A 24,022-nucleotide genomic window follows, 5' to 3' on the forward strand; every position below is an offset into this window, starting at 1 on the left:
CCCTCACGAGGCATGAATCCATGAATACCCATCAGAACAAGATCGCGCTGGTCACCGGCGCCACCCGTGGCATCGGCCTGGAAACCGTGCGCCAGCTGGCCCAGGCGGGCGTGCACACGCTGCTGGCCGGTCGCAAGCGTGAGACCGCCGTTGAGCTGGCGCTGAAGCTGCAGTCTGAAGGCCTGCCGGTCGAAGCCCTGCAACTGGACGTGACCGACGCGGCCAGCATCGCCGAAGCGGTCGAGCAGGTACGCCAGCGCCATGGCCGCCTCGACATCCTGGTCAACAATGCCGGCATCATGATCGAGAATCCCGCGCAGGCGCCGTCGGAGCAATCGCTGGACACCTGGAAGCGCACCTTCGACACCAACGTCTATGCGCTGGTGGCGGTCACCCAGGCATTCCTGCCGCTGGTCAAGCAAGCCAAGTCCGGCCGCATCGTCAATGTGTCCAGCATGCTCGGTTCGCAGACCCTGCACGCGGATCCCTCCTCGGGCATCTATGACTTCAAGATCCCGGCGTACAACGCCTCCAAGGCCGCGGTGAACAGCTGGACCCTGAGCCTGGCCTACGAACTGCGCAACACGCCGATCAAGGTCAATACCGTGCATCCGGGTTACGTCAAGACCGACATGAACGGCGGCAACGGCGAGATCGAAATCAGTGAAGGCGCGCGTTCCAGCGTTGAAATGGCGCTGATCGGTGAGTCCGGTGCCAGCGGCAGCTTCACCTACATTGGCGAGGTGCTGCCATGGTGATCCGCACGTTGGCGATGGCCGTCTCCAGCCTGGTGCTGGCAGGCTGTGTCAGCGTCGGCCCGAACTACAAGGCCCCGGTACAGGAGCCGGTGGTGCTGCAGGGGGCGCAGCAGCCGGTCTTCAGTTCCGTCTCGCCGGTGGCCAGCTGGTGGGCGCAGTTCGACGATCCGGTGCTGGAAGAGCTCGTGCACGGCGCACTGTCGGACAACCTGGACCTGCGCGTGGCCGTGGCCCGTGTCAGCCAGGCTCGCGCGGTCTTCGTCGAGAGCCGCTTCGACCAGGCGCCGCACGTTACCGCAGGCGGCAGTTACGACCGCCGCAAGCAACCCGATCCGCAGCTGGGTGGGCAGCGGGTGTTCAGTGAAAGCTACCAGCTCGGCTTCGACGCCGGCTGGGAGCTGGATCTGTTCGGCCGCAAGCGCCGTGCTGCAGAAGCCGCGCGCGCCGACCTGGACGCCGAGCAGGCCAACCTGGCCGACGCGCAGGTGCTGGTTGCCGCTGAAGTGGCGCGCAACTACTTCGAACTGCGTGGCACCCAGAAGCGCATCGCAGTCGCCCAGCACACGCTGGAGAACCTGCGCGATACGCAGAAGCTGACCGAAGCACGCTGGGAACTTGGGGCCGGCAGCGAACTGGACGTGCAGAGCAGCCGCGCCCGCCTGAAGGCGATCGAGGCCGATATCCCGCTGCTGGAAGTAGCCGAGACGCAGTCGCGCAACCGGCTGGCCGTGCTGCTGGGCCAGCGCCCGGAAGTGCTGACGGCGATGCTGGCGCCGCAGGAAGTCCCGGCATTCGCCAAGGCACTGCCGCTGGGCGATACCCGCGAGCTGCTGCGCCAACGCGCCGACGTGCGCGTGGCGGAGCGTCGCCTGGCTGCCGCGACCGCACGCGTGGGCGTGGCCACAGCGGACCTGTTCCCGCGGTTGTCGCTGTCAGGCTTCGTCGGCTTCCTCGGCGGCGATGCCAGTGGCCTGGTCAATGGCAACAACAAGGCCTGGTCGCTGACGCCCTCGCTGAGCTGGGCCGCGTTCGACTTCGGCACCGTACGCGCGCGCCTGCGTGCCAGCAAGGCTGAAGCCGAAGGCGTGGCCGCGCAGTACGAACAGGCGGTACTGCTCGCCCTGGAGGACACCGAGAACGCGCTGACCCGCTATTCCAAGCAGCAGGCACGGTTGGCAATCGTGGTGGAGCAGGCGCAGGCGGCTCGGCGTGCCGAATCGCTGGCGCAGATCCGCTATCGCGAGGGATCGGAGGACTTCCTGACCCTGCTGGACGCGCAGCGGACCCAGCTGGCAGCCGATGATGCGCTGGCGGCGGCCGAGGCCGACGTCAACGTCAGCGTGGTGGGTGTGTACAAGGCGCTGGGTGGTTGGGGTCAATCACCGCAGCCGCCAAGCGTGGCGCAGGCGCAGTAACCGCAGGGGACGGAGGCAGTGGCTTCCGTCCCCTTGTTCTTTCAGGGCCAGTGGTTGGCCGGTACCTCACGCTCGCGCATGCGCACGATGCAGAAGCGATGGCCGGTTGGTGCTTCCATCACCCACCAGCGCTTGACGAAGCCTATCCGTCGCGCGCCGAGCTTCTCCAGGGGGTCGGCTTCGGCATCGATGTCGTCGCTCTCGATGTCCAGATGCACCCGTGACGGGTGATCGACGCGCTGGACTTCAACGTCCAGGCCCGCCGGAGCACCGAGCAGGTCGGCGTACTCGGCGGCGTCTTCGGCACGGGCGGGCTGCGCCTGCAGGCCAAGCGCGGCGGCCCAGAAGCGGGCGCCTTCGTCGGCGGGAATGCCCTCGCAATCGATGATGAAACCGGCCAGGCGACTCTGGTGTGCCATGCCGTTCTCCACAGTTCGGGAACAGGGGCAGGGTAGCGCGGCGTCTGCTGTGGACGTTGTCACAGTCGTGACGTTTCTGACTCTGCCGGAAGCCGTGTCCGCCGTGTAACTAGTGGGGCAGATTCCAGGGAGTACACACGATGAGCGATGACAGGCGGGATACCCAGCGCATGCTGTTTGGCGACCCGGGGCCACCCGGTGCGGGCCTTTCGGTGGCGGTCGTTGTGCTGCTGGTGCTGGCGACGATGGCCGCTGCGATCGGTTTCCTGCGACTGCCCGATCCGATGCTGGGGCTCGGGCTGATCGGTGTCGCCGTGTTCCTTGCCGTCGGCGCCCGCATCTGCCAGGCGCGCAACCAGCACCAGGCGTTGTACCGGCTGTTGTCGCGGCAGCCGCCGCCGTAGCCACGGCTGCCGCGGGAATTCAGGGCTTCGGCCAGTCCAGCTCGACCACCAGCGGGAAATGATCCGACGGCAGCACGCCGTCGATGCGACGATCATCGGTAAGGAAGCTGCGCGCACGGAAGCCACGCACCAGCACCCAGTCCAGCTGCACGGTGGCCTTGCCGGTGAAGTCGTGGAAGGTCGGGCGCGGACCCTGCGGTGTTTTCACCTGGGTACGGGTGTCCTGCAGCAGGCGGGTGAACGCCCTGTAGGTGTCACCGCCGGGCTCGCTGTTGAAGTCACCGGTCAACACCACCGGCAGGTCGTCCGGCATGGCCTGCAGGCGCTTGCCGATGAGCTCGGCACCCTTCACCCGGCGCGGTTCGTCCTCGTCGCGGTAGGGCAGGTGGGTATTGAGGAAGTAGAAGCGACGGCCATCGTCCAGGCGCCGGAACAGGGCCCAGGTGACCATACGCGGGTACAGGTTGCCCCAGCTGATGCTGCCAGGGACGTCCGGCGTATCCGAAAGCCAGAAGTTGCCGGATTCCTCGATGGCCAGCACCTTGCTGTCGTAGAACACGCCCATGTGCTCATCGCCGCTGCCACCGCGGCGGCCTTCACCGAACCAGCGGTAGCCGGGCAGGTGCCCTGACAGGTAGTCGGCCTGTTCCTTCACCAGTTCCTGGGTGCCGATCACTGCCGGGTGCGCGTCGAGGATCACCTTGACCATCGCATCACGGCGGTCGGGCCAGCGCTTGCCCGGCTCGGTGTCAGCCGGGGTACGGACATTGAATGACATCACCTTCAACGGCGCCGGCGTGACCGCCCAGGCAACGGCAGGCAGAGCAAGCGCCAGCAGCGCACTCAGCGCCGGGCGACGGAAACGCGACAACATCGTGGAATCCCTCCATCCCATGAAAACGGTTTCATGGAGCATGCCATGGAAGGCGGGGGCAGTGGTATGCCGGGACGGGCGACTTGGAGACGCCGGGCGGGCGCTGGACGCTCCGCCCGGCAGATGCCCCTTGCCCGATCAGGGGTCGTAGATCATCCCGTTCTCGTCGCGGTTGTAGTGGTCGCTGGCCACGCGGGTGCCGTCGTCATGGACCACGTACAGCGTGCAACGCTGGTGGAACACGTTGCCGCTGATGCGGAAGGGCACGCACTCCTCCTGCAGGCCGACCTCTTCGGCTGCATTCGCCGGCGGCGAGGGCACCAGGGCCGCAAGTGCAACTACTGCAGCGAAAGAAAAAGCGGTCATTCGATTGTGCAGCGTCATTGATCACACTCCTTGTAGCCGTAGTCGGTGTCCGATGCAGATCAGTCTGCCGGGAGGTACCACTGACCGTTCTCGTCTATCCAGTACACCGACGTGAAAACGGTGCCGTCTGCCAGAGTGCGGGTGACGGTGCAGCGCTGATGCACGAGGTTGGGCCCAAGTCTTACGCGCACGCAATCGGTCGTCGATCCGGGGGACCCGGCCGCGTGGCCAGTCGCCGGTATCCCACTACCCAATGCCAACATCAATGCGGCCATCGCGGCCAGTTGCAGTTTCATAAGCATCATCCTTGCTTTCTGCAATCGCGCACATGCGCATGGCGTGTGTAACGCGCGAACCAGAGCTCCGGAAGTGCCTCGCCGCGATCAGTCTTCGATCTCGCCGCGACGGCTGGCGGCACGCACTGCCTGCGCGGTGGTCGCCACACCCAGCCGTTGCCGCGCGTGGCGCAGGTGGTTCTCCACCGTGCGCGTGGAAAGCCCAAGCGTGGCCGCGATCTCAGCTTGCCGGCGCCCGGCGGCAACCCAGCGCAGCACTTCGCGCTCGCGGTTGCTCAGTGCGCTTCCCGAACGCTCGGCAGGCGATTCGGCCAGACGGCGCGCGGCCCGGAATGCTGCGGTTGCAGCAGCTTCCAGCCGCAGGCGCGCGTTGGCCGACGCGTCGATTGACGTACCGGCAACGCTGACCGCGCCTTCCAGGCCGGTGATGCCGAACACCGGCACCTGCAGCCCATGCAGGCCTTCGCCGCGAGGCTGCATCACCACCTGGTAGCGCTCGCCGCGAACGCCCAGGCGCTTGCTCCAGAAGAACGGCGCGTTGCTGTCCAGCACGTGGCGATTGACGGGGCAGGCGTGGAGGTAGCGCGCAAGGTCGGTATCGCTGCCATCGCCGAACCAGTCGCCCTCGATCCAGTACACGCGTTGCGTACCTCGCTCCAGCCCGGTGCCGGTGGCAAACACCAGCACGCGGTCGAAGCCGAGCGGTGCCGCGATGCCTCGCAGGACTGCACCCACCGCGCTCAGCGAACGGGCGCGTTCCAGCTCCAGCAGCGCCTCCACCAGCTCGGTCATCCGGCTCAGCGCCCGGCCAGGGCGTCGAGCAGGGCGCGTGCAGCCAGTTTGCCCAGCGCATTGCCAGCCAACGGGCTGTCGCCGGTCAGCAGCAGGCGGTCCTGCAGCACGCTGCCATCGATGCCGTCATTGACGATCTGCACGCCCCGCTGTGCCAGGCGCTCACCGAAGAACCACGGCAACTGTCCAGGCATGTAGCCGATCTCCGGCGTCTGCCGGTCCATCGCATCGGGGAAGGCGCAGATGCGGTAGCCGCGGAACAGCGAACCGCCATCGGCCTCGTCCACGCCCGCAGCCAGCAGGGCGGCCGGACCGTGGCAAAGGGTGATGATGTGTCGTTGCTGGGCCATCGCCCAATGCAGGACGGACTTCACCGCGCGGCTCTGCGGCAGTCCGATCAGGGCGCCATGGCCACCGGGGATGAACACTGCAGCATAGTCCGAATCCGCATCGAGCCCGGCAACCACCTCGTCCAGTGGCAGCGGCTGGCGGAAGCACGAGGCATAACGCTCGTACAGCCCGCCGATTTCCTTGTCCTCGTTTGGAAATGCCCACCACTCGAACTTGGCGGGGTTGCCCGACAGCGTGGCTACATCGATGCCGAAGCCGGCCTTGTCGAGGTGGTACATCGGCAGCAGGGTCTCCACCGGATGGTTGCCGGTGGAGAACAGGTGGCCATTGGCAGTTGGCAGATAGCGTTCGTCGGCAGCGATCATCAGCACCTTCCAGCGGCCATCGCGGCGCGCATCCGGGTAGTCGGCACCGGAAAGGTTGCTCTTGGGCGATGTGAACTGTGACAGCGAGTAGGGCGACGGGAAGAAGGCATCGTGCTCGGCCGGGTCGGGGCTGGGCTGGCGGCTGGGCTCTTGCGTGTTCATGCAGACCTCCTGCGGGAAATGTGAGGCCAGCATAGGAGGGTGGGTGCGCACGCGCGATGAGGGATTTCCCTCAGCTGCCCACGGCTAATTGGCCTGGTTCCCGTGTTGCTGCATGTCCTCATGCAGGATCCGCCGCAGTTCGACGATGGCCGGCGTGGCTTCCTGCACGCTGTGCCCGGAGACGATCACCTTCTCCGAATCCGCATGCGGCAGGTGCGAGCTCCAGTAGGGCACCAGCCCGTCGCTGGTCTTTCCCAGCGGACCATCGGCCTTTGCCCGCGCGATGATCGAGTGGTAGTGCACCTTCGGCGACATCGGCAGGCCTGCCACGGCGCGGACGAAGGGATCGTCCTTGTCCAGATTCTGGATGCTGTTCATCTGGTAGCCGTGCTTGCCGTCGGTGCGGTCGATCTGGCCGTCGTTGGCGATGGTGGCAACGTCTTCCAGCACGGTCAGCGGCAACCGCACCAGGCGACCGATCCAGCGGCCCAGGCGGGTGCCCGCCACATCGGTACCGCGGTGTGGCGTGGCGATGAACACCACCCGCGACACTGCCGGTTCCGGCAGGAAGGTCAGCACCGGTGCGCCCTTGGTGCGCAGCAGTTCACGCTGTGCCGGCGTCATCTGCGCGGTTGCCAGCAGGGTATCGACCAGATGATCGCCGGAAGAGGAAACCATCAACCGCGCGATCACCCCACCCATGCTGTGCCCGACCAGGACCATGTCATGTGAAGCCTGCGCCTTGCCGCTGGGGTCGAAATGCTTGAACACCTCATCCAGCGTGTGGCGCATCGCATCGTGGCTCATCGCGATGGGCATGTTGGTGGGGTAGTAGAACTGCCAGACCTGGAAATCCTGGCGGATCTCGTCGTCGCGCAGCAGTTCGTTGGCCACGTTGACCCAGGCTTCCGGACTGCTGGCCAGGCCATGGATCATCAGCAGTACGCGACGGTTGGGATCGTAGGGCTGCATCATGTACAGATGCGGTGTGTCGATGCCGCCCTTGCCCCCGAACAGCGAGCGCAGCGACTGCCGGCTGAAATTGGAACGGGCCAGCCACAACGCATAGCCGGCGGTGAAGTTGGCCGCCAATGGCACCTGCTGGCCGTGCAGGGTTACTTCCGAAACCTGGTAGGGATCGTGGATCTCCAGCTCCGGCTCGTCATCGTGCAGCACTTCCCACAGGTTCTTTCCCGAGAAGCGCAGCAGCACCGTCATCGATGGCGAAGGCATCTCGCTCCAGCTCTGCGTGGCGGAAGGGCTTGCCTGCGCCGCTGCCGGCGTAGTGCTGGGCGTGGTTGCGGCCGGGTCATCCATCACGGCCACCAGTTCGGCACCGAAGCCATCGCGGCGGTGCACGCTGCGCAGCGTGCCGGTGAACGACAGCGAGGCGGCGGGTACCAGTTCGGTCGGTGTACGCTCGCCCAACGCCGATGCTTCCCCTGGAGGGGCCAGCACGAACGTCCAGCGGCCCAGCTGGAGATGGTTGGCATCGTTGTGCACGCGCCCGGTGGCGTAGGCGTCGTACAGCTGCACCGACGCCTCCTGCACGGCCAGGTTGTAATAGTCGCGCACCTGGGTCTGGCGGTCTTCGAAGCCGCGCTGGTTGGCGGTGCGCTCGGTGAAGAACAGGTAGGCGTAGGCCTGGCGCGCGACCTGCATCCATGCGTCCAGGCGCGGCTGGAAGTCGGCATCCAACTCGTTGATTGCGGTCTTGGCGCGACCCGAGGCGGAGTACTCGCGCTTCGGCGCCGGCAGGGTCATCGCATACTGCAGCCACAGCTCGGCCAGGCTGGAGCGCTTGTCCTCCTCGCGCACGACGATGCTGGCTTCCATCGCTTCGATGCAGGGCAGGCCGGGCTTGGCGCAGACACCTTCATCAAGGCCGGCCACGCGCAGCGTCTCCGTGGTCGCCGCACTGAGCTTGCCGGAGGTGAGGATGTCACCGCGCTTGAGCGCGATGTACTGGCCGGGCGTGACCGAGGCGACCTGCACCGAAGGCCCGAACTGCCGCAGCGTCGCGCAACCTCCCAGGCTGAGCAGCGCGGTGATGATGAGGGTCGTGCGGCCGATCAAGCCCAAGCCCGTGGTAGCCATGCGATCCTCCTGCGCGGAGGCGCCACTCTAGCGGTCGGTCTGTCAAAGTGGAATCCACTGGCCGGATTGGGCCTGGCCGATGCGTCCGCCGTGCGATCCGGGCATTCCCGTGTGACACTGTGGTGGAACGTGCTTGGTGATCGTGATGACCTGGCTGGAAACACGTGTTCCCCCGCCCGTGGTGATGCTGCTGTGTGCAGCTGTCGGCTATGCAGCGTGCAGGCTGTGGCCGGGTTCTGCCTTTCGGGCACCGGTGCCGGCGCTACTGGCGGGTCTGACGATGGCGCTCGGTGTGGTGCTCAACCTGCTGCCCAAGGTCTCCTTCCGGCGAGCAGGCACCACCGTCAATCCTCTGCGACCTTCGGCCTCGAGCGTGCTGGTTACCAGCGGGGTCTACCGCCGCACACGGAATCCGATGTATCTGGGCCAGGCGCTGGTTCTGCTGGGAGCCATGGTGTACCTGCAGCATCTGATCGCGCTGATGGTGGTCCCGCTGTTCCTGGCGTACATCACCCGGTTGCAGATCCTGCCGGAGGAGCGGGCACTGATGGCGCGCTTTCCCGAGGCGTACGCGCAGTACCGTCGTCGCGTGCCGCGCTGGCTGTAGCGTTGGCTACGCCATCAGCGGCTGATCTGGCATTTCACTGCGGCCGAATAGCCCTCGTAGTCGTCACCCGCGATCACGTGCAGGGTATGGCGCTTGTCGATGCGCTTCGCGTACGACGGTTCTTCGGTATCGGCGTGCTCGTTGACTTCGGTCACCGACCAGGCCTTGGCCAGGCGCTTGGCATCGACACCGTTCAAGTACACGAAGAGGCTCTTCTCGCCTTCGGCCACGTTCACATCGGCACTGGTGGCCGTGCCGCCAAACAGCGCGACCGGGTTGTCCTCCGGTTCGAATGTACCGCCCGGCTTCTTGGCCAGGCCGGCTGCCTGCAGGGCATCGATGGCTTCGGCCTCGCTGAAGTTGGAGCCAGGTCTGCAGGACAGCAGGGCTTCCAACGTTGCGGTGCCTGGCGGCGCGATGGTGGGTGTGGAGGCGTGCGTGGCTGGGGCTGCGGCCAGGGCAGTGAGGAGCAGGGACATCGCGAGGGGGGCTTTCATGGCAGATCCTTCTGGCGATCGCGGGGTGAGGGGCTGTTGGAGGTGTCATCCCGATTATGCGCCACACATCCTCCGCGACGTGCAGGCACAAAAAAGCCGGAACCCCAGTTGACGGGAGATCCGGCTTCTTGTGGCCTCGACAGGCCATACAGATGGTGGAGGTGGGCCCTACCGCAATGTGAACGTAACTTGTTGATGGTGAAGGTGGTTGGTGCTGGTGTCCGAAACCGATACCCCCAGCAATACCCCCACTCTAAGCAGCCTTGGCGGGTTCAATTCCATCCCGCTCGGCGACCCGGGCGGCCTGCCAGGCATCCACCTCAGCCTCGATCCAGCCTACCGCGTTGCCGCCCAGCGGCACAGGCGCCGGGAACGTGCCGGCGCTGATCCGGTCATAGATCGTGGTCTTGCCCAGACCCGTGCGGCGCTTGACCTCGGGCATCTTGATGAAAACGAGCGGCTCGGTAGCCATGTTGTCCTCCTTCAGTTCGTGGCCAGCGCAGCGCGCAGCTGCTCGGTGGCCTGGGTTGCTGCATCGCGCAGGCGCAGGACCCCTGCGCGCAGGCGGATCACTTCATCGGCCGCGACCACCAGCTGCTCGCGCAGCACGTCCTTGGCCGGCTGCTTCATGCGGCGCGGTTCGCGGGGGAAGAGCTGGGCGTTCATCGCGGCTCCCCGAAGTCGTGAAGGCAGCCAAGGCAGCGCTTGCTCGGGTCCGTCTCGCCGCAGCCGCCGCACATCCGGGTTGCTGGCTTGAACGGGCGCATCACCTTCTCCGCCTCGACCTTGTCGCCACGTGCCAGAGCCATCAAGGCGAGGCCACGGGCATCCCACAGGCGAAGCGTTGCCGCCGAGGCGGATTCCAGGTTCACGCCTTCGATGCTCGCCAGCTGCCGGCCGACCTTGCGGTGGTCGATTGCCTCAGCCATGAGCGCACCTCCGCCAGCACCAGCGCAGCCCATTGCGCGCGGCGCGGCATGCGCGGCTTATCGCCCACAGGGTGGCGATGCCGGCCGCAAACCCGGCCAGGGCGAACACGTGGACCATTGCAGCGGTGAGCAGCTGGTCAGCCATTGGTCTGGCCTCGCTCATGCTCTTCGTTGAGTCGCTTGCACTGCAGCTCAGCCTTGTCCCAGCCGTTCGGCTTCAGGATGTCCCAGCGCGTCACCGTGCGTCGTTCGTGGGTGTCGTTGACGTAGGCGTACCGACTGCCGGATGCCTTCAGCACCACGTATCGTGGCGGGGCCTGCTCGCTGTCGGCGCTCATTTGCCCACCGCCTTGCCGTCGATCAGGGCCAGCAGCTCGTCGGCGCAAGCGCGCCTTGCCTCGCCCACGGTGCCCCCATAGCCGATGATCCAGTTGCGCGCCAAGGCCCGAAGCTGCCCCAGGTCCACGGCCTGCGCGGGCGGGGCGGCGTAGAGAGGAACCGCGTTGTCAGTCGGCGCGCGGTCGCGGTTGACTGCCTCTGCACTGCACACGACGCCCGTGCTGGGCCAATGCCATGCAATGACCTCCCCCACCGGCTGGCGGGCGGCGAGGGCGCGACGGTTCCACGCTGCGGCGTGCGGGGCGTGATCTGCAACGACAACATGCTGAGCGAGGATGCAATCTGAATCGCGCGGATGCACTCCGTCGCCGGCCCCGTTGATGGTCAGTGACTCGCCGCAGAAAGGGCACGGCAGCAGCGCATCCTGACCACCCGGGGAGGGCTGGGCGGAGAGGGCGGCGCGTGCGTAGTCCCGCATCTGCTCGGCGGTGTACGCAACGGGCGTGTAGTACACGTCATGCGGACCCATGCCGGTCCCGCGCTCTTCGTAGCCCATCTGCGGCAGCGGCGGCAGCTGATCCCCCAGCCTCACCCTCCCACCGGGCTGCACGTTCGCCAGGGTCTTGTCGTTGGTATTCATGCAACCTCCTGCAGTTGGGAGGCCTGTTCGGCCTCGATCAGGGCATAGCCGATGGCGTCGACGCGCTCGCGCAGCTGGCGGCGTGCGATCAGCAGCTGCAGCGCGATGTGCCGGCGGTGGTCGTTGATCTGGAACGTCCGCGTCTCGATGTGCAGCTTTCCGGCCAGGTCGCGGCGGAACAGGCGGTAGGTGAGGACGTGGCCGCCCAGCACCTTGTCGATGGACCGGCCCCAGGCGAAGCCCTCGGTGCGCTTCGGCAGCCGGCGGTCGTAGCGGTGGTGGGTCATGGCTTCACCCCGTGGGCATCGCGCTGGTGATCGGCCATGCCGATCTGGCGCACGCGACGGCCGCAGGTGGGGCAGGGCACCTTCTTCTTGCGGGCCTGCTCGGCGGTGTGGCGCGCGATATTCTCGGCCTTGCGTTCTGCCTTGGTCGGCTGGCAGTGGCGGCAGTAGCGGGCGAACCCCTGGCCACAACCCGGCAAGTTGACGCCGCAGCCCTCGCACACGTCGCCGTCGATCATCATGTCGGCGTACTCACCCATGGCTGGCCACCGCGATCACACCCGCAGCCACCAGCGCTGCCTCGGCGTCCTTGATGTACTCGTGCCCGTAGATTTTCCAGTTGTCCTCGAAGTCGACATTGCAGGCTTCCGAGGCGCGAAGGCACAGTGCACGGGCCGCAGCTGTGACCTTCTGAGAGGGGGTGTCGTTGCTCATGCGTGGCTCCGAAGCGGCACGCGGCGCACTGGCCCGTGCCACAGGTTGGTAAGGTTGTTCAGGCGCACCTGCAGCGGGTCGCGGCGCAGGGGGCGCAGCGGGTCGTGCAGGCGGCGCTCGGTGTTCCGGCAGGGCGCGCACGCGGCGGTGGCCTTGCCGTTGATCAGGGGGAAGAACCGCAGCGGCAGCCGGGCCGCGCACTTCGTGCAGGTCTTCATGGCTGCTCCAGGCGCGACTTGCTGAGGTTCTCCCAGGTGAGCGGGTAGGGGCCACGCTTCACCCTGGTGTCGGCGGTGGTGAGCGAAACGCCCAGCTGCTCGGCGATCTGGCGCATGGTGTAGCTCTTGCCCTCGACCACTCGGGCGAACAGCGCCGCCTTGGCCTTGCCGCCACGGATCGTTCCCCGGTGCGGGTAGACGTAGTTCAGGCCCTTCATGCGGCCACCTCAGCGCGATAGTTGGCAGGGAGGTGTTCCTCGGCGAATGCCAGGTAGTCGAGCGCCAGCTGCATGCAGTCGTCGTGGAGGCCGGGGTAGCGGGTGACCTCCAGCAGCTGCGGCGGCGAGACGCGGTACTCCAGCTCGCCGACCTCCTTCAGCTCGAACACGTTCCAACGGAAGACGTCGGCACCGAACAGATCCAGGTAGAACCGCCACTGGTAGCCGGCCAGATACCGCTCGGCATCGAACCGGCTGGTGGTCTTGTGGTCGTCCACCCGCTTGCCGTCGAGGCAATCCACCTTGCCGGTCACGGTCAGGCCGCCGTACTCGCCATAGGCGCGAACCTCGCGGATAGTTGGCAGCACCAGCTCGCAGTCCGGCAGGTGGAACGTGTGGTCCATCGCCTGCAGCACGTCGTAGTCGCCCGGCACCGCGTGTTCCAGAGCATCGTGGAACGCGGTACCGGCCAGCATCGCCTTGGTGGGCTGATCCACGGTGATGTAGCGCACCAGGTCTGCCACCGGCTGGTCGTCGGCGTCCCGCCACTTCCGGAACGCCTCGATGTTGGAAACGCGGGCCAGCACGTTCAGGCTGCCTTCGGCGCGGCGTACTGGCCGGCCTTGCTGTCGAAGGTCAGGCCGAGCGCGGCGGCACGGTCGTTCAGCAGCACCTTCATGGCCTGCGAGCCGCCCTTTGCCTCCGGCAACAGCGCATTGATTCCGTCAACGTCCTGCGCCGCCGTGGTGCGGTCGCGCCACTTCTCCAGCGCCGCCTGAGCCTCCCGCTGTTCCTCGGTCATGGCGTTGAGCCGGTCCTTGATCTGCTGGATCACGCGAGCCAGGAATTGCGGGTCACGCTCCGGGTGCGGCACTTCCAGCGGTTCCAGCTGGCCCGGGTTCTTGCCGAACGACGCATCGGTCGGGCTGAAGTTGAGCATGCGCTTACCGTCGCGGATAGACAGCCGGCCCATGGCATCCGCCGCCTTGTAGATCTCGCCCTTGCTGCCGCCCTGAACGTCCAGACGCTCAATGATCTCGTCGCCGTTGCGCTGCTCGTCCATGTGGGCGATCAGCACCACGTCCTTGCCCATGCTGTTGAGGTGCTTCAGCCATGCGACGAACTCGGCCTTCAGCTGGCCGAAGCCCTGCAGCGTCAGCGAACCGCCCCGGCCCATCTTCGGATTGCGGCGGATGATGTCCGGCGTCAGCGTGTCGAGCGCTCGCCCGGCGGTGTCGACCACCACCGTGTTGAAGTCGGCCAGGTCGTCGGCGGTGATGTGCGCCACGTCTTCCCAGCGCTCCACCTGCACGGTGTCCTTACGGTTGGCCGACCGGTGCGCGCCGCGGTCGAAGTCCAGCAGCAGCGGCTTGTCGGCAGTGAAGGAAATGGACGTCTTGCCCAGGCCGGGGGCGGCATAGATGCAGACGTTCAGGCGGGTGACCGTGATCGGGTCGGTGGAGCGGATGATGCGCAGTGCCATGGTTAGAACTCCCGTTGGCGTGATGAAGGGGAATGAATGCCGGCGTTGTGGAATCCCAGCCGGCGCGGGGCCCGTGAGGGCGGGGGAATTCAGCCGCGCACGCTGCTGGTTGCAGCCCAGCGGGCTTTGGCAGCGTCACGGTCGGTGTGGGCTTGGTGGATCTCGGCGATGCGCAGCGGCACGACGACGGCGGCGAACAGCGCGACGGCGGCCCAGGCGATGCGGATGCGGAACCTCATTGCGCACCGCCCGTGGCCTTGGCGATGGCGTCGATCTGCTCGCGCCATTCGTCAACGAACTCGCGGTGGTCACTGCTTGCCAGCCATTGGCGCTGGACGGATTCGACGTCGCCGCTGGGGCAGACGCGCACCAGCCAAGCGTCGAAAAGGAACTGCTCCGTCTCCCGAACTGCCTTGGACAGCGCTTCCAGCAGCTGCGGCGCGGCGGCGATCAGGCGGGCGTTGGCTTCATCCGTGCGCAGGCCTTTCAGCATGGTGTGCACGTAAGCCACGTCGCTCTCGCTATCCCTGATAGCGAACGTCACCCGATCTCCTTTTCCGTTGATTGGGCTGCAGAAAGGGTGGTACTGAGTGACGTGCCACGGCCCCGGAGTGTGCTTACTGCTCATCGTCGTGTTCCTCCACACACAGGCCGTCCACGGCCTCGCGGTTTCGTTGTTCTCGGGCTTCCGCCAGCGACATCGGCGGGGCGATTGGCGGCAGGCAGAACTGGTCGGCGAAGGCCGCGTCCAGCCGGTCAAACGGGTTCATGGGGCGTCTCCGGTTCGCACACGGCCAGAGCGGCGCGCAGGCGGTCGTCGGCGGCCAGCTGGTCGGCAAGGTCGCGGGCAGTGAGAGAGGCGTGGGCGGCGGCGAAGACCTCGGCGAACAGCGACCGCGCGTAGTCGATGCCGGCCAGGAAGTGGTCCGTGCTGGTGGTGATGCCAGACGTCGCCGATAAGAAGTCGTTGTGCGCGATGCGCTCTGCATGGGTGGGGCGCCGGCTCATGACAGCACCGCCTGCACCATGACGGCGAATGCGACGCCCATGCAGAAGGCCAGCAGGTAGCCCGAAGCCAGCTTCAGCGCCTGGAAGTGCAGGGCTCGGTCGGCGGCGGTCATGCGGCACCGCCTTCGATGCGGGAGATGGCCTCACGGCAAGCCCTCATCGCGGATGGATAGTCCCGATAGAGCTCCGCCGGGCCGAAGGCCACCCACTCGTCACCGCGCCAGACGCGGTCATCGCTAGCCTTGATGAAGAATTTTCCGTAGTCCGTTGGCTGTATCGTCACCGCCAGCACATCGACAGGGGCGCTCATGCCGCACCGCCAGCGCGCATCAAGCGCTCGATCTGTCGGACGATCAGAGCCTGCCGGTCCAGCAGCTCCCGCAGGTCGTGCAGAAGGTGCGCCGGAACGTCGACCTCGGAAACCAGGTAGTCCAGTGCGCGCTCGGAGGTCACCATCACCGAGATCAGCTCGGCGGTGCTGCCCTCACGGTCGTAGGTGCGTGCCAGGGAGTTGCAGGCGTCCTGGAACGCCTCTTCGGTATCCGGCGGCAGCAGGCCATCAAAGCTCCGCTGTGCGTTCCGTTTGATGTCGGTTGCAGTGTGCAGACCCATCTTCGTCTCCAAGCCCCGGCCCGGGATGGGCTGTGGTGGGGCGTTAGGCAGAGATTAGGGGCGCTAATACTTACTGTCAATAGGGGCGCTTATATTTCTTCCTGCGAAAGATGAACTGGTTCATCCGTTGCCCGCGAAAAAAGAAGCCCCGCCTGGGCGGGGTTCTTTCGTCAGTGCTTGGAAGTCGGTGAAGCTTCCTGCGTAGCGGCCGCTGCCGGGGCCGGGGCCGGTACCTCCGGCTGAAGCTGGGGCGGAATCTGGATGATGATTGGCTGGGGCGCTGGAGCTGCTGGAGCTGCCTGTGAAGCGGCGGAGTTACTCGGCTTCAGCGCAGTAAGAACTAGCCCTCCAGCCCCAAGGATGCCCGCGAACAGGGCCAGGACCGTTGCCAGCATCCAAGCTCTATTCTCCTTCTGGCCGCGCTCGAAATCTGCACGCAACTCTCCAATGTCACCTTTGCTGGCAAGTGACGGGAGGATCGCCTCGAGTTTTGCAAGTCGTTCGCGCATGTCGGAATCATTGCCCCCGCCGTCGCCCGTTTCAAGGGGTCTCGTCTTCGCATAGGGGTTCTCGCCAGGTTCCAGTACTCGTAGATGCTTACGGTTCATCCTTGGACCCCGTTCTCGCCTTGACCCATTTTGCCAAGCGGATCAAGTTGTGGAACCTCGTGTACCCACACTTTCTGCATTCTGTGCTGAATACAGGCATGTAGTGAGCGGGAAGTTTTCCAGGAACGCCTGTTGCCGTTGGCACGATGGTGTAGGCGCCGCCGCCAGGTCCTATGGACAGCAGCCAATCGTCTTCAGTGCAGATTGGGCACGGAACATGCTCCGACCCGATCTCGCTTAGGAAATCCACCCCATCCTGCGGGCTGACCACGATTCCGTTTACGGTAACCTGCTCCTCGCTCTCGTCGCTTTTCTTTGTCATCAGTCTGCCCAACCACCTATCCAATGCACACGGCCAACAACCGTGATCGGTTCCCGCTTCGAGTCCATCCTCCTTGGCTTCTGCCAGTGATGGTCACCCTTTGGGTTGTCGCTGGTGAAGAACACTGCGCCGTCAAGCAGCAGCGCGCGCTTCACGAAGTACTCAGGCCTAGCCATGCCATCGACCTGAATCACGTATAGAGCCCCATCGACCACTCGTGTGTCCGAGGTGTCGAACATGATGGCGTCGCCATCCTCGATGGTCGGCTCCATGGAATCGCCCTTGCCGTAATAGATGGCCAAGGGGCGGTTGTAGATGCCGCGGCGGCGCAGGCTGGTCTTCTTGAACTTGAGGCTGTGCGTCTCGGCATACTCCTCAGCCTCAGCACCGGCGCCTAGCCCGGCAGCCTGGGAGTAACCGGTCACGTCCGTGTAGTCGTCGTCCGACGGGGCAGGGGAGTTGTACTGCTGCTCGGGCAGATCGTCACGGATGTCCGTGTCCTCGATGCCAAGGGCCGCGCTGAATGCCTTCAGCGTCCTGTAGTTCATGGGGATCCGTCCGTTGAGGTACTGGCTCACTGCGCCCTGAGTGATCCCCAGTTCGTCGGCCATCTTCTCTTGGGTCAGTCCCAGCCCACGCGCACGGGCGGACCACTCCGCCTTCAGCCTTGCGGCTGCTGCTACATCTCGCTTGGTGGGCTTAGCTTTTCGTGCCGTCTCCATATGAGGGACGCTAATTAATGCGTTCATACTTTGCCAGCAGTGCCACTATTGACGTGAATATCAGCGGCACTTATCTTTGCGGCATGGACATCCCCACCTACCGAAAAGAGAAGGGCCTGTCTCAGGCGGCGTTCGCCGCGCTGCTGACCAAGTCGGGCTCCCCCGCCACCCAGAGCCTGGTCTCCCAGTGGGAGAGCGGAGATACCTCGATCACCGCCGATCGTGCGGTCCAGATCGAAAAGGCAACCCGGAAGTTGGTCAGCCGCAGCGATCTCCGACCCGACCTGTTCGCTCCCCGCCGCCGGCGCGCTGCCGCCTGACATGACCACCTCACCGACCCCGGGCAGGGAAGGGCACCACGGTGCCGCTGCCGGGAGCGGGCGGGTTCTTCCGTTCCGCCTGGGTGATTCGCACCCGATCCCCGTAGCGCTTCAGCACGAACAGCCGGCCGGCAATCGGCACCAGTTCAACGACGTCGCTGTCTCGCCTCACCTCTGAATTCACGGATGGCTGCTCTCGATTGGGGAGTGGCCATTTTCAGAACCCACCAGGGGAACGCAGGGGAAAAGGAATTCCCCTGGCTTCCCACCAACCAGGTAAGTGCATGAAAAGCTTGCAAATCACCTTTGAAGATGGCCTGACGCGCAACGCAACGCTGCGTGATCACATGGCTTCGATGGTCCACCGCGGCGCTGGCCTCACTGCTGTGGCCGGGCAGCTCGATATGGCCCCGTCGAAGCTGAGCGAGAAGCTGGCGGGCTGCGACAGCAGCGGCAAGCCGCGCGGCCTCTCGATCGATGACCTGGAGCGCTACGTCCAGGTCACCAAGGATGTGTCGCCGATCCACTACCTGATCGAACGCTACCTGATCACCCCCGAGGCGGCGACCGCCGAAGCGCTGGCCGAACTGCACAAGCAGTTGTCCGGCCTGAGCGGGACGCTGGCAAAGCTGGGGGTCCGCTGGCCATGAAGAAGGACGGATGGCGCGACTGGCTCATTGCCAGAACCCCCTCAGAGAAGTCCCAAAGCCCGATGGAAGCGCTGTATGCAGCGGCCTTCCACTTGCTGCGCGAGAGATTGAATGTGCCAAGGGCACCGGTCGTGATCCTGGAGGAGCAGGCGCATGTCGGTCCCTACCGGGTCGATTTCCTATTCAGATGCAAAGCGCAAGACGGGTCTGTCAAACGGCTTGTGGTGGAGATTGACGGGCATGACTTCCATGACCGGACCAAAGAGCAGGCATCGAAGGACCGGTCACGCGATAGATGGATGACGGAACGTGGCTACGTGGTCATTCGATTCACCGGTAGCGATGTCTGGAACGACCCGTTCTCCTGCGCTGAGCAGACGTCTGATCGAATTCACCAGTTCGTTCATGGCTTGTCGCGAAGGGAGGCGAGGGTAGCCGCCGCCATGGCAAGCATGAACGCCCTCTTCGAGAAAGAGGACTGATCGTGAACTACTTCGAACACCACATCGGGGACTACGCGGCCGCTACCGCCCACCTGACGCTGGTGGAGGACGCCATCTACAGCCGCCTGCTGCGTAGGTACTACCTGCAGGAGGAAGCGCTGCCGGCGGACGTGAAGCAGATTGCCCGACTGGCTGGCGCCCGTTCCCCGGAGGAAGTGGAGGCGGTGCAGGCGGTTCTCGGCGAGTTCTTCACCCTGACCGACGACGGCTGGCACAACAAGCGCGCAGACGAGGAAATCGAGCGTTATCAGGCCAAGCAGGACAAGGCCCGAGCTAGTGCTGCAGCCCGCTGGAGCAGGGATGCAATGCCATCGGATAGCGAACGCAATGCGAACGCAATGCGGCCGCATAGCGAAGGCAATGCTCTCCAGACACCAGACACCAGTAACCAAGCAGAGAAGCAGAAGCAAAAGCGTGTGCAGCCTCCGGCCGCACCCAGCCGGTTCGAGGAGTTCTGGGTCGCCTACCCGAACAAGAAGGGCAAGCAAGAGGCCGAGAAGACCTGGCGCCGCCGGAAGCTGGACGACCGCTGCGACGAACTGATCGCTCACGTCCGCCTTATGCAGGCGGAGGACGACGGATGGATCCGTGGCTACGTGCCGATGGGGTCGACCTACCTCAACCAAGCCCGCTGGCAGGACGTTCCGCGTGAGCCGGCGAGAGCAGGGCCCGCGAGCAATCAGCCGATGCAGCCCAGCAAGACCCTTACCGCAATTCAAACCCTGCAAGGGATGAAATCACATGCAAACCTGGATCCACGACGAGATTCTGGACGGGCTGAGCAAGCTGCTCTGCTTGGGCCTGGACCGGACCCCGGCATCGGACCTGATCGCAGGGACGGCCGCCATGTGGGCTGAGGCGCTGACCAACGACCGCGTCTGGGAGCAGGAGCCGGACGCGCCGCGCTTCCGCCGCGCCTTCGTCAAGCTGAGTCAGACCCGGCGCCAGTGGCCGGCCCCGGCTGACTTCCTCGAAGCGTTGCCGCCTCGTGAACAGCTGGCTCTGACCAAGCAGCCGATCCCTGCTGATCCCGAGTCGCCGGCGATGAAGAAGCGATTCGAGCAGATCGGCAAGATGCTGGCCGCGCCGCCAAGGAAGAAGGCCGACAACGGCCACGGGCATGTGCATCCCCGCGCTGACGGCCAGCGTGCCCGCTGTGGCGGTCCCGGCATCTGCGACCAGTGCAGCCGCGAGCAGGCTCTGGCCAATGCCCAGGTGGTGCGCGCATGAGCCGCATGAACCTCTCCGACGCCGACGTGTTCCGTCTGTACTGCGAGGGCTGCAACGCCCATGAAATCGCTGCGGCGATGCAGATCCCTGAGCCGGCCGCCGTCGTGCTTATCGCACGCAGCCGGTTGCTGCATGCCGCTGCTCAGGAAGACCGCCGACCAGGACAGATGCACCTATCCGAAAGGGAGGCTGCGTGATCCCTCAGTACGAACTGGAACGCGCCCGCCAGACCGGCCGGTGGATGCGCGACGCACACAAGGACCGCAATTCGGTACCGCTCTACGCCATGGGCGAAGACGGGCTGGCGCTGCGGCGGGCTTGGCTGGCCGGCTACGACGAACGAGACGAGCAGATCAGGAGGAAGCGGGGATGAGTGCGATTTCGCCGAATGACTGGAAGCTGGATGGCTCCGGCGGAATGACTGACAAGCAGCGCAGGATGCTCAATGCCGTCTGTGGCGACTTGGCGGCGCAGCTGTCCTGGCACGGCAACCGCCTGAGCAAGGACGACTGGCGGCACATGGTCGCCGGGACGATTCTGGGCTGGAGGATGATGCCCGCCATCGACCGGGGTGAAGGTGCGCAGGGCTTCATCATGCTGGGAGGGTCCAGCCTGAAACTGTCCCGCTCGCAGGCAGCTGAGGCGATCACAGCCCTCCTGCAAATCGGCGATCACCCAGACGAACAAGGACTCTCGGCCAAGCCGGTGCGCTGGTCTGACACCGTGCTGCTGGGGCTGGGGTTTAATCCACGCGATTTTCAGGAGGCGGCATGACCTGCACTGTCAGCGGCCTCCTTCTCTGTGATGTAAAGCAGGGCCCCGACCTCCTTTTCCGCTCGCTCCACGATCGGAAACAGGGACTGAGCTGTGGTTCTCAGAAAATCAAGGTGAGCAGTGTCGTAACGCTCCAGGTTTCTGCAGCTAAGGAGGTACGTGTACAAGCCCTGTGCGCCATGAACTACCTTCAATGCAGAGTCTGCGGCGCCCATCAGGTCAAGCGCTTCAGTAGCGCGCAGTCGGATGGAAAGATGAGGCTCTATCGCCTTGTAGGTAGCCGATGGAGTGTCTCGGAGGGGTTCTTCCATCACAGCTTCCATCACCGAAGCAAAACGAGTGATCTCACTCCTGAGCGAAATTGCTGTAGCTCTCGCCCGCATGAGCGTAGTTTTGCGGCGCTCTTCCTCCAGCAGCTTGGCTGCATCAGCCTTTTCATGCGCGGCATTCTTGGCGGCAAGTTCTTGCCGCCAAAGAGCGACGGCAAAGGTGGCTACGGTAAGAACTGCTTGGGTCCAGGCAGCCCATTCGCTTTGCGTAATGCAGAAGGAGCTCGCGAGCCAGCTGCAGTAGTTAATCGGATCGGCCACGTCACGTCCCCTGTGAATTGTCGCGAGATTGTATGCGGAGGGATGGCCTGATGCACGGCAACTACCGTGACCGCGCCCTGTTGGACCTTGCCTACCAGCTCAACTGCACCTTGCAGATCGACGGGGTGTGCGAGGGCGGCCCGGGCGAGCCATGCCACAGCAACCAGTCCCGCCACGGCAAGGGCGGCAGCATCAAGGCGCACGACTGCTTCTTCGCCAGCGGGTGCCGGAGCTGCCACCGAGAGCTCGACCAGGGGAAGCGCTTCACCCGCGAGGAGAAGGCCGACATCTGGCAGCGGGCGCACGACCTGACCATGTTGCAGCTGTGGCAGCAGGGCTACCTGCGGGTGCGCGCATGAACGAGCTGATCCTGCCGTGGCCAGACAAGCGGCTGTCGCCAAACGCCCGTGTGCACTGGTCGAAACGGTCCGGCGCTGCCCGGCTGGCGCGGCACCTCGGCGCCGTCACCGCATTGGAGGCTGGGTGCAAGGGCTGGGCACTGCCAGAGGGCCGCCTGCACCTGCACGTGACCTTCCACCCGCCAACCAAGCTCCTGCCAGACGACGACAACATGCTGGCCCGGTTCAAGCCGTACCGGGACGGCATCGCCGACGCTCTCGGCATCGATGACAAGCGGTTCATCAGCCACCCGCTGGTCAGCACCGAGGTCCGCAAGGGTGGCCAGGTAGTGGTGCGGATCACGGAAGGGCCCGAGGCATGAGCCCGGCCTTCAGCCAGTACACAACGTCGGAGCTGGAGGTGGTCGCCCGCCTGGATCACGCCTTGGCCGACGAGATCTTCAGCCTGCACCGGAAGGGCTACGACGTGCGCGAGGTGCTGCACGAGGCCCGCGCGCTAAAGACCGAAGCGCAGCTGATGCGCCGCGAGATCAACCGCAGGAAGGCAAGCCCATGAGCCAGGTATCCCAACCCCGCACCGGAGGTCGAAACATGGCCGCATCCGTTGAAGCTCCGCGCCGCACCGGTACAACTGAGGGTGTTCCGTTCCGGCAGGTCTGGAAGCCGCGCGTGGTCTGCGTGGTCGACCCGACCAACCCGGCAGATGCCCTGAACGCCATCCTTCCACGAATCGCAGAGAACCAGCGCGGATGCACGGTAGCCAGCTTCCTACTGATCAACCCGGAGACCTCGCAGGCGTTCGTCCTGGCCGAGGACAAGCCGGTGGCCGTGGAGATGGCCCGCAAGGGCGAGAAGTCTCCGTACTGGCCGTGGTTGGTGGGCAAGTACAGCTTCCCCCGTGTGACCGCGGAGGCGTTCGCGAACGTGCTGGAGGACATGCTGGAGCATCTGGGCATCGCCACACCGTCGCCACGGAAGCGGCCCATGCCTATGCAGCTCGACCTGTTCGACCTGTCTGGGCGCGCCGCTTGACCGCGTACATGCGGCCCTCTACCGAGGCAGGTATCGGTAGCCCCAGCTGGCAGGTGGGTAACAGCCAGCACCGAGGGAGCAGGGTGCCGCGTTGCGGCGGCGGAACCGGACGCCACGCCGGGGCCGTGACCACTTTCCCCTGTGGGACCGAGGAGGCCCTGCCGTGAGCCTGGACCCGATCACGCAGGGCCTGCAGCATTTGGCCAGCCAGTTCAGCCTGACCCGGCAGGAGTGGCGCGACCACCACCGCGGCGGCGACTCGCTGCTGGACTCGCTGGTGAGCCACGGCTACGCGCAGGAGCAGGGCGAGCGCTTCGGCATCACCCGGCAGGGGCAGGTGCGGTTGCAGGCCCTCCAGGAGGGCGCATGAGCATTCAAGAGATGCATGGGGAGTCCGTGGCCGATCTGCTGTACCGGCAGAGGCAAGAAGCCATTGAGCGGACTGGCAGGGAGCCGTCCGAACTGGTCATCACCAGTTTCCAGGAGAGGCAGCTGCGCGCAGAGATGGAGCCGCACATGGACCACTCCGGCCCGGGCGAAACGCCCGCTGATGGCATTCGCTTCTGCGGGATCCCCGTTCGGGTCATTCCTATGTGGGAAAACCATGGCAGCGCCGCGTAAGCCAAAGGCGGAAGCCAAGGCCACTGGCCGCCCAAGCGCCTACAAGGCTGAGTACGCCAAGCAGGCCGAAAAGCTGTGCCTGCTGGGGGCTACCGACCAGGAAATCGCCGATTTCTTCGAAGTGAACGTCCGAACCGTGTACCGCTGGAAGGGGCAGTACCCGGACTTTTGTCAGGCCCTAAAGGCCGGGAAGGACCAGGCAGACGAGCGGGTGGAACGATCCCTGTACCAGCAGGCTATCGGCTATGAGCAGGACGAGGTGAAGATCTTCATGCCCGCCGGGGCTGAGTCTCCGGTGTACGCCGAATACCGCGCCAAGGTGGCGCCTAACGTCACGGCGGCGATCTTCTGGTTGAAGAACCGCCGCCGCAACGATTGGCGTGATCGAATTGACCACGCTAACGACCCGACCGACCCTCTGCCGGCTCCTCAGTTCATCGTGGCGCCTGTTGAGGTAGCAAGAAGGAAGGAATGACGTTTACTTAACAAGCTCTTTCAAAACCCGGTGGTACAGAGCCACCGATTGCGACATGAGCTCAGTGTCCAGCATTTTGAGTGGTGCCGTGTATCGCTTCAGGTCCATGCCGGAGAGCAGCCCTGCGGCAAGGGTGGCAGCGACCTGCATCTGAGCTTCGGTGGGGGCCTTGTGTTCAATGCTCATTGAGTTCTTCCTTGGTTTGGTGGATTGACGCGACCGTGTTATCGGCAGCATCACATGCAAC

The 24,022-nt window shown here is 65.2% G+C and carries 49 protein-coding genes; 19 read left to right on the forward strand and 30 right to left on the reverse strand.

Features of this window, described 5'->3' with window-relative positions; translation table 11 throughout:
• The first annotated feature begins 20 nt into the window (after window positions 1–20).
• Together N5C25_RS01860 and N5C25_RS01865 are read left to right on the forward strand one after the other, a co-directional pair.
• The gene (locus N5C25_RS01860; RefSeq protein WP_279936226.1) at window positions 21–758 is read left to right on the forward strand and encodes an SDR family oxidoreductase; all 738 of its coding nucleotides are present in this window, start codon (window positions 21–23) and stop codon (window positions 756–758) included.
• A complete protein-coding gene (locus tag N5C25_RS01865) occupies window positions 752–2,173 on the forward strand; it encodes an efflux transporter outer membrane subunit (protein WP_279936227.1) in 1,422 nt (473 codons plus the stop codon). Before N5C25_RS01860 ends, N5C25_RS01865 begins: the two co-directional genes overlap by 7 nt.
• A 41-nt stretch (window positions 2,174–2,214) precedes the next feature.
• Here N5C25_RS01865 and N5C25_RS01870 read toward each other — a convergent pair whose 3' ends face one another.
• Window positions 2,215–2,592, reverse strand: coding sequence for a VOC family protein (locus N5C25_RS01870; RefSeq protein ID WP_279936228.1), 378 nt, complete (start codon window positions 2,590–2,592; stop codon window positions 2,215–2,217).
• Between the two features lie 140 nt (window positions 2,593–2,732).
• On the opposite strand from N5C25_RS01870, the gene N5C25_RS01875 reads away from it, so the two are divergent.
• On the forward strand, window positions 2,733–2,996 hold the full coding sequence (locus N5C25_RS01875) for a hypothetical protein (RefSeq protein WP_021203970.1): 264 nt from the start codon (window positions 2,733–2,735) through the stop codon (window positions 2,994–2,996).
• A 19-nt stretch (window positions 2,997–3,015) separates the two neighbouring features.
• On the opposite strand, the gene N5C25_RS01880 is transcribed toward N5C25_RS01875, so the two are convergent.
• The 6 genes from N5C25_RS01880 to N5C25_RS01905 form a co-directional block, all read right to left on the reverse strand.
• On the reverse strand, window positions 3,016–3,870 hold the full coding sequence (locus tag N5C25_RS01880) for an endonuclease/exonuclease/phosphatase family protein (RefSeq protein WP_043399271.1): 855 nt from the start codon (window positions 3,868–3,870) through the stop codon (window positions 3,016–3,018).
• A 138-nt stretch (window positions 3,871–4,008) separates the two neighbouring features.
• Window positions 4,009–4,236 carry a hypothetical protein gene (locus N5C25_RS01885; protein ID WP_227200225.1) on the reverse strand — a complete coding sequence of 76 codons (228 nt, stop codon included), beginning with the start codon at window positions 4,234–4,236 and terminating at the stop codon, window positions 4,009–4,011.
• Window positions 4,237–4,295: 59 nt separating this feature from the next.
• Complete coding sequence (locus tag N5C25_RS01890) at window positions 4,296–4,532, reverse strand: hypothetical protein (RefSeq protein WP_279936229.1); 237 nt, start codon at window positions 4,530–4,532, stop codon at window positions 4,296–4,298.
• A gap of 87 nt (window positions 4,533–4,619) precedes the next feature.
• The gene (locus N5C25_RS01895; protein ID WP_279936230.1) at window positions 4,620–5,324 is read right to left on the reverse strand and encodes a PA1136 family autoinducer-binding transcriptional regulator; all 705 of its coding nucleotides are present in this window, start codon (window positions 5,322–5,324) and stop codon (window positions 4,620–4,622) included.
• Window positions 5,325–5,329: 5 nt separating this feature from the next.
• Entirely contained in the window at window positions 5,330–6,202 is an 873-nt protein-coding gene (gene hchA / locus N5C25_RS01900; RefSeq protein ID WP_279936231.1) for a glyoxalase III HchA, read from the reverse strand.
• An 84-nt stretch (window positions 6,203–6,286) separates the two neighbouring features.
• Window positions 6,287–8,299 carry an alpha/beta fold hydrolase gene (locus N5C25_RS01905; RefSeq protein ID WP_279936232.1) on the reverse strand — a complete coding sequence of 671 codons (2,013 nt, stop codon included), beginning with the start codon at window positions 8,297–8,299 and terminating at the stop codon, window positions 6,287–6,289.
• A gap of 145 nt (window positions 8,300–8,444) precedes the next feature.
• On the opposite strand from N5C25_RS01905, the gene N5C25_RS01910 reads away from it, so the two are divergent.
• Window positions 8,445–8,906, forward strand: coding sequence for an isoprenylcysteine carboxylmethyltransferase family protein (locus N5C25_RS01910; protein ID WP_262213184.1), 462 nt, complete (start codon window positions 8,445–8,447; stop codon window positions 8,904–8,906).
• Between the two features lie 14 nt (window positions 8,907–8,920).
• On the opposite strand, the gene N5C25_RS01915 is transcribed toward N5C25_RS01910, so the two are convergent.
• From N5C25_RS01915 to N5C25_RS02015, 21 genes are all read right to left on the reverse strand, one after another.
• Complete coding sequence (locus tag N5C25_RS01915) at window positions 8,921–9,403, reverse strand: hypothetical protein (RefSeq protein ID WP_058980302.1); 483 nt, start codon at window positions 9,401–9,403, stop codon at window positions 8,921–8,923.
• 253 nt (window positions 9,404–9,656) lie between these two features.
• On the reverse strand, window positions 9,657–9,875 hold the full coding sequence (locus tag N5C25_RS01920) for an AlpA family transcriptional regulator (RefSeq protein ID WP_065183319.1): 219 nt from the start codon (window positions 9,873–9,875) through the stop codon (window positions 9,657–9,659).
• An 11-nt stretch (window positions 9,876–9,886) separates the two neighbouring features.
• Window positions 9,887–10,069: a hypothetical protein gene (locus tag N5C25_RS01925; protein ID WP_279936233.1), complete on the reverse strand. Its 183-nt coding sequence runs from the start codon at window positions 10,067–10,069 to the stop codon at window positions 9,887–9,889.
• Window positions 10,066–10,332: a hypothetical protein gene (locus N5C25_RS01930; RefSeq protein ID WP_279936234.1), complete on the reverse strand. Its 267-nt coding sequence runs from the start codon at window positions 10,330–10,332 to the stop codon at window positions 10,066–10,068. The genes N5C25_RS01925 and N5C25_RS01930 overlap by 4 nt, the downstream gene beginning before the upstream one ends.
• Window positions 10,333–10,469: 137 nt before the next feature.
• Window positions 10,470–10,670, reverse strand: coding sequence for a hypothetical protein (locus N5C25_RS01935; protein WP_279936235.1), 201 nt, complete (start codon window positions 10,668–10,670; stop codon window positions 10,470–10,472).
• Window positions 10,667–11,311: a hypothetical protein gene (locus tag N5C25_RS01940; protein ID WP_279936236.1), complete on the reverse strand. Its 645-nt coding sequence runs from the start codon at window positions 11,309–11,311 to the stop codon at window positions 10,667–10,669. The genes N5C25_RS01935 and N5C25_RS01940 overlap by 4 nt, the downstream gene beginning before the upstream one ends.
• Entirely contained in the window at window positions 11,308–11,598 is a 291-nt protein-coding gene (locus tag N5C25_RS01945; RefSeq protein WP_279936237.1) for a hypothetical protein, read from the reverse strand. The genes N5C25_RS01940 and N5C25_RS01945 overlap by 4 nt, the downstream gene beginning before the upstream one ends.
• Window positions 11,595–11,855, reverse strand: coding sequence for a hypothetical protein (locus N5C25_RS01950; RefSeq protein WP_279936238.1), 261 nt, complete (start codon window positions 11,853–11,855; stop codon window positions 11,595–11,597). Before N5C25_RS01950 ends, N5C25_RS01945 begins: the two co-directional genes overlap by 4 nt.
• On the reverse strand, window positions 11,848–12,030 hold the full coding sequence (locus tag N5C25_RS01955) for a hypothetical protein (protein ID WP_279936239.1): 183 nt from the start codon (window positions 12,028–12,030) through the stop codon (window positions 11,848–11,850). The genes N5C25_RS01950 and N5C25_RS01955 overlap by 8 nt, the downstream gene beginning before the upstream one ends.
• Entirely contained in the window at window positions 12,027–12,248 is a 222-nt protein-coding gene (locus N5C25_RS01960; RefSeq protein WP_032962321.1) for a hypothetical protein, read from the reverse strand. Before N5C25_RS01960 ends, N5C25_RS01955 begins: the two co-directional genes overlap by 4 nt.
• Window positions 12,245–12,466 carry a sigma-70 region 4 domain-containing protein gene (locus tag N5C25_RS01965; RefSeq protein WP_279936240.1) on the reverse strand — a complete coding sequence of 74 codons (222 nt, stop codon included), beginning with the start codon at window positions 12,464–12,466 and terminating at the stop codon, window positions 12,245–12,247. The genes N5C25_RS01960 and N5C25_RS01965 overlap by 4 nt, the downstream gene beginning before the upstream one ends.
• Window positions 12,463–13,053 (reverse strand): hypothetical protein, encoded by a 591-nt coding sequence (locus N5C25_RS01970; protein ID WP_279936241.1) that lies wholly within the window; start codon window positions 13,051–13,053, stop codon window positions 12,463–12,465. The genes N5C25_RS01965 and N5C25_RS01970 overlap by 4 nt, the downstream gene beginning before the upstream one ends.
• Before the next feature lie 2 nt (window positions 13,054–13,055).
• Window positions 13,056–13,949 carry an ATP-binding protein gene (locus N5C25_RS01975; protein ID WP_279936242.1) on the reverse strand — a complete coding sequence of 298 codons (894 nt, stop codon included), beginning with the start codon at window positions 13,947–13,949 and terminating at the stop codon, window positions 13,056–13,058.
• A gap of 89 nt (window positions 13,950–14,038) precedes the next feature.
• Window positions 14,039–14,188 carry a hypothetical protein gene (locus N5C25_RS01980; protein WP_279936243.1) on the reverse strand — a complete coding sequence of 50 codons (150 nt, stop codon included), beginning with the start codon at window positions 14,186–14,188 and terminating at the stop codon, window positions 14,039–14,041.
• The gene (locus N5C25_RS01985) at window positions 14,185–14,577 is read right to left on the reverse strand and encodes a hypothetical protein (protein ID WP_279936244.1); all 393 of its coding nucleotides are present in this window, start codon (window positions 14,575–14,577) and stop codon (window positions 14,185–14,187) included. The genes N5C25_RS01980 and N5C25_RS01985 overlap by 4 nt, the downstream gene beginning before the upstream one ends.
• Window positions 14,567–14,719, reverse strand: a complete 153-nt coding sequence (locus N5C25_RS01990) for a hypothetical protein (protein ID WP_279936245.1) — start codon at window positions 14,717–14,719, stop codon at window positions 14,567–14,569. Before N5C25_RS01990 ends, N5C25_RS01985 begins: the two co-directional genes overlap by 11 nt.
• Window positions 14,706–14,957, reverse strand: a complete 252-nt coding sequence (locus N5C25_RS01995) for a hypothetical protein (RefSeq protein ID WP_279936246.1) — start codon at window positions 14,955–14,957, stop codon at window positions 14,706–14,708. Before N5C25_RS01995 ends, N5C25_RS01990 begins: the two co-directional genes overlap by 14 nt.
• A 109-nt stretch (window positions 14,958–15,066) precedes the next feature.
• The gene (locus N5C25_RS02000) at window positions 15,067–15,267 is read right to left on the reverse strand and encodes a hypothetical protein (RefSeq protein WP_279936247.1); all 201 of its coding nucleotides are present in this window, start codon (window positions 15,265–15,267) and stop codon (window positions 15,067–15,069) included.
• Window positions 15,264–15,569 (reverse strand): hypothetical protein, encoded by a 306-nt coding sequence (locus N5C25_RS02005; RefSeq protein ID WP_279936248.1) that lies wholly within the window; start codon window positions 15,567–15,569, stop codon window positions 15,264–15,266. Before N5C25_RS02005 ends, N5C25_RS02000 begins: the two co-directional genes overlap by 4 nt.
• A gap of 170 nt (window positions 15,570–15,739) precedes the next feature.
• Complete coding sequence (locus N5C25_RS02010; protein ID WP_279936249.1) at window positions 15,740–16,177, reverse strand: hypothetical protein; 438 nt, start codon at window positions 16,175–16,177, stop codon at window positions 15,740–15,742.
• A gap of 321 nt (window positions 16,178–16,498) precedes the next feature.
• Entirely contained in the window at window positions 16,499–17,248 is a 750-nt protein-coding gene (locus N5C25_RS02015; RefSeq protein WP_345781905.1) for a S24 family peptidase, read from the reverse strand.
• A 26-nt stretch (window positions 17,249–17,274) separates the two neighbouring features.
• On the opposite strand from N5C25_RS02015, the gene N5C25_RS02020 reads away from it, so the two are divergent.
• The 8 genes from N5C25_RS02020 to N5C25_RS02055 all read left to right on the forward strand — a co-directional run bounded on the left by N5C25_RS02020 (window position 17,275) and on the right by N5C25_RS02055 (window position 20,698).
• Window positions 17,275–17,541 (forward strand): YdaS family helix-turn-helix protein, encoded by a 267-nt coding sequence (locus N5C25_RS02020; RefSeq protein ID WP_279936250.1) that lies wholly within the window; start codon window positions 17,275–17,277, stop codon window positions 17,539–17,541.
• 284 nt (window positions 17,542–17,825) lie between these two features.
• Complete coding sequence (locus tag N5C25_RS02025; protein ID WP_111203437.1) at window positions 17,826–18,191, forward strand: hypothetical protein; 366 nt, start codon at window positions 17,826–17,828, stop codon at window positions 18,189–18,191.
• Entirely contained in the window at window positions 18,188–18,673 is a 486-nt protein-coding gene (locus N5C25_RS02030; RefSeq protein ID WP_279936251.1) for a DUF559 domain-containing protein, read from the forward strand. Before N5C25_RS02025 ends, N5C25_RS02030 begins: the two co-directional genes overlap by 4 nt.
• Before the next feature lie 2 nt (window positions 18,674–18,675).
• Complete coding sequence (locus N5C25_RS02035; RefSeq protein WP_171952163.1) at window positions 18,676–19,551, forward strand: YdaU family protein; 876 nt, start codon at window positions 18,676–18,678, stop codon at window positions 19,549–19,551.
• Window positions 19,541–19,924 carry a hypothetical protein gene (locus N5C25_RS02040; protein ID WP_216654511.1) on the forward strand — a complete coding sequence of 128 codons (384 nt, stop codon included), beginning with the start codon at window positions 19,541–19,543 and terminating at the stop codon, window positions 19,922–19,924. Before N5C25_RS02035 ends, N5C25_RS02040 begins: the two co-directional genes overlap by 11 nt.
• The gene (locus N5C25_RS02045) at window positions 19,921–20,121 is read left to right on the forward strand and encodes a hypothetical protein (RefSeq protein WP_171952162.1); all 201 of its coding nucleotides are present in this window, start codon (window positions 19,921–19,923) and stop codon (window positions 20,119–20,121) included. The genes N5C25_RS02040 and N5C25_RS02045 overlap by 4 nt, the downstream gene beginning before the upstream one ends.
• Complete coding sequence (locus tag N5C25_RS02050) at window positions 20,118–20,297, forward strand: hypothetical protein (protein WP_111188576.1); 180 nt, start codon at window positions 20,118–20,120, stop codon at window positions 20,295–20,297. The genes N5C25_RS02045 and N5C25_RS02050 overlap by 4 nt, the downstream gene beginning before the upstream one ends.
• Complete coding sequence (locus N5C25_RS02055) at window positions 20,294–20,698, forward strand: recombination protein NinB (RefSeq protein WP_279936252.1); 405 nt, start codon at window positions 20,294–20,296, stop codon at window positions 20,696–20,698. Before N5C25_RS02050 ends, N5C25_RS02055 begins: the two co-directional genes overlap by 4 nt.
• On the opposite strand, the gene N5C25_RS02060 is transcribed toward N5C25_RS02055, so the two are convergent.
• Window positions 20,683–21,288 (reverse strand): hypothetical protein, encoded by a 606-nt coding sequence (locus tag N5C25_RS02060; protein WP_279936253.1) that lies wholly within the window; start codon window positions 21,286–21,288, stop codon window positions 20,683–20,685. The two genes, N5C25_RS02055 and N5C25_RS02060, sit on opposite strands and share 16 nt — an antisense overlap.
• 50 nt (window positions 21,289–21,338) lie before the next feature.
• Here N5C25_RS02060 and N5C25_RS02065 point away from each other — a divergent pair, with 50 nt between their 5' ends.
• From N5C25_RS02065 to N5C25_RS02095, 7 genes are all read left to right on the forward strand, one after another.
• Window positions 21,339–21,647 (forward strand): nuclease domain-containing protein, encoded by a 309-nt coding sequence (locus N5C25_RS02065; RefSeq protein WP_279936254.1) that lies wholly within the window; start codon window positions 21,339–21,341, stop codon window positions 21,645–21,647.
• Complete coding sequence (locus tag N5C25_RS02070; RefSeq protein WP_279936255.1) at window positions 21,644–22,009, forward strand: hypothetical protein; 366 nt, start codon at window positions 21,644–21,646, stop codon at window positions 22,007–22,009. The genes N5C25_RS02065 and N5C25_RS02070 overlap by 4 nt, the downstream gene beginning before the upstream one ends.
• Complete coding sequence (locus N5C25_RS02075; RefSeq protein ID WP_279936256.1) at window positions 22,006–22,203, forward strand: hypothetical protein; 198 nt, start codon at window positions 22,006–22,008, stop codon at window positions 22,201–22,203. Before N5C25_RS02070 ends, N5C25_RS02075 begins: the two co-directional genes overlap by 4 nt.
• 35 nt (window positions 22,204–22,238) lie before the next feature.
• On the forward strand, window positions 22,239–22,679 hold the full coding sequence (locus N5C25_RS02080) for a hypothetical protein (RefSeq protein WP_279936257.1): 441 nt from the start codon (window positions 22,239–22,241) through the stop codon (window positions 22,677–22,679).
• 163 nt (window positions 22,680–22,842) lie between these two features.
• Entirely contained in the window at window positions 22,843–23,049 is a 207-nt protein-coding gene (locus N5C25_RS02085; RefSeq protein WP_279936258.1) for a hypothetical protein, read from the forward strand.
• Window positions 23,046–23,300 (forward strand): hypothetical protein, encoded by a 255-nt coding sequence (locus N5C25_RS02090; RefSeq protein ID WP_279936259.1) that lies wholly within the window; start codon window positions 23,046–23,048, stop codon window positions 23,298–23,300. Before N5C25_RS02085 ends, N5C25_RS02090 begins: the two co-directional genes overlap by 4 nt.
• Window positions 23,284–23,775 (forward strand): terminase, encoded by a 492-nt coding sequence (locus N5C25_RS02095; protein WP_279936260.1) that lies wholly within the window; start codon window positions 23,284–23,286, stop codon window positions 23,773–23,775. The genes N5C25_RS02090 and N5C25_RS02095 overlap by 17 nt, the downstream gene beginning before the upstream one ends.
• A 3-nt stretch (window positions 23,776–23,778) precedes the next feature.
• Here N5C25_RS02095 and N5C25_RS02100 read toward each other — a convergent pair whose 3' ends face one another.
• Complete coding sequence (locus tag N5C25_RS02100; RefSeq protein ID WP_279936261.1) at window positions 23,779–23,961, reverse strand: hypothetical protein; 183 nt, start codon at window positions 23,959–23,961, stop codon at window positions 23,779–23,781.
• Between the last annotated feature and the right edge of the window lie 61 nt (window positions 23,962–24,022).

Source organism: Stenotrophomonas sp. GD03958 (assembly GCF_029839005.1).
GTDB classification, from domain to species: Bacteria; Pseudomonadota; Gammaproteobacteria; order Xanthomonadales; family Xanthomonadaceae; genus Stenotrophomonas; species Stenotrophomonas hibiscicola.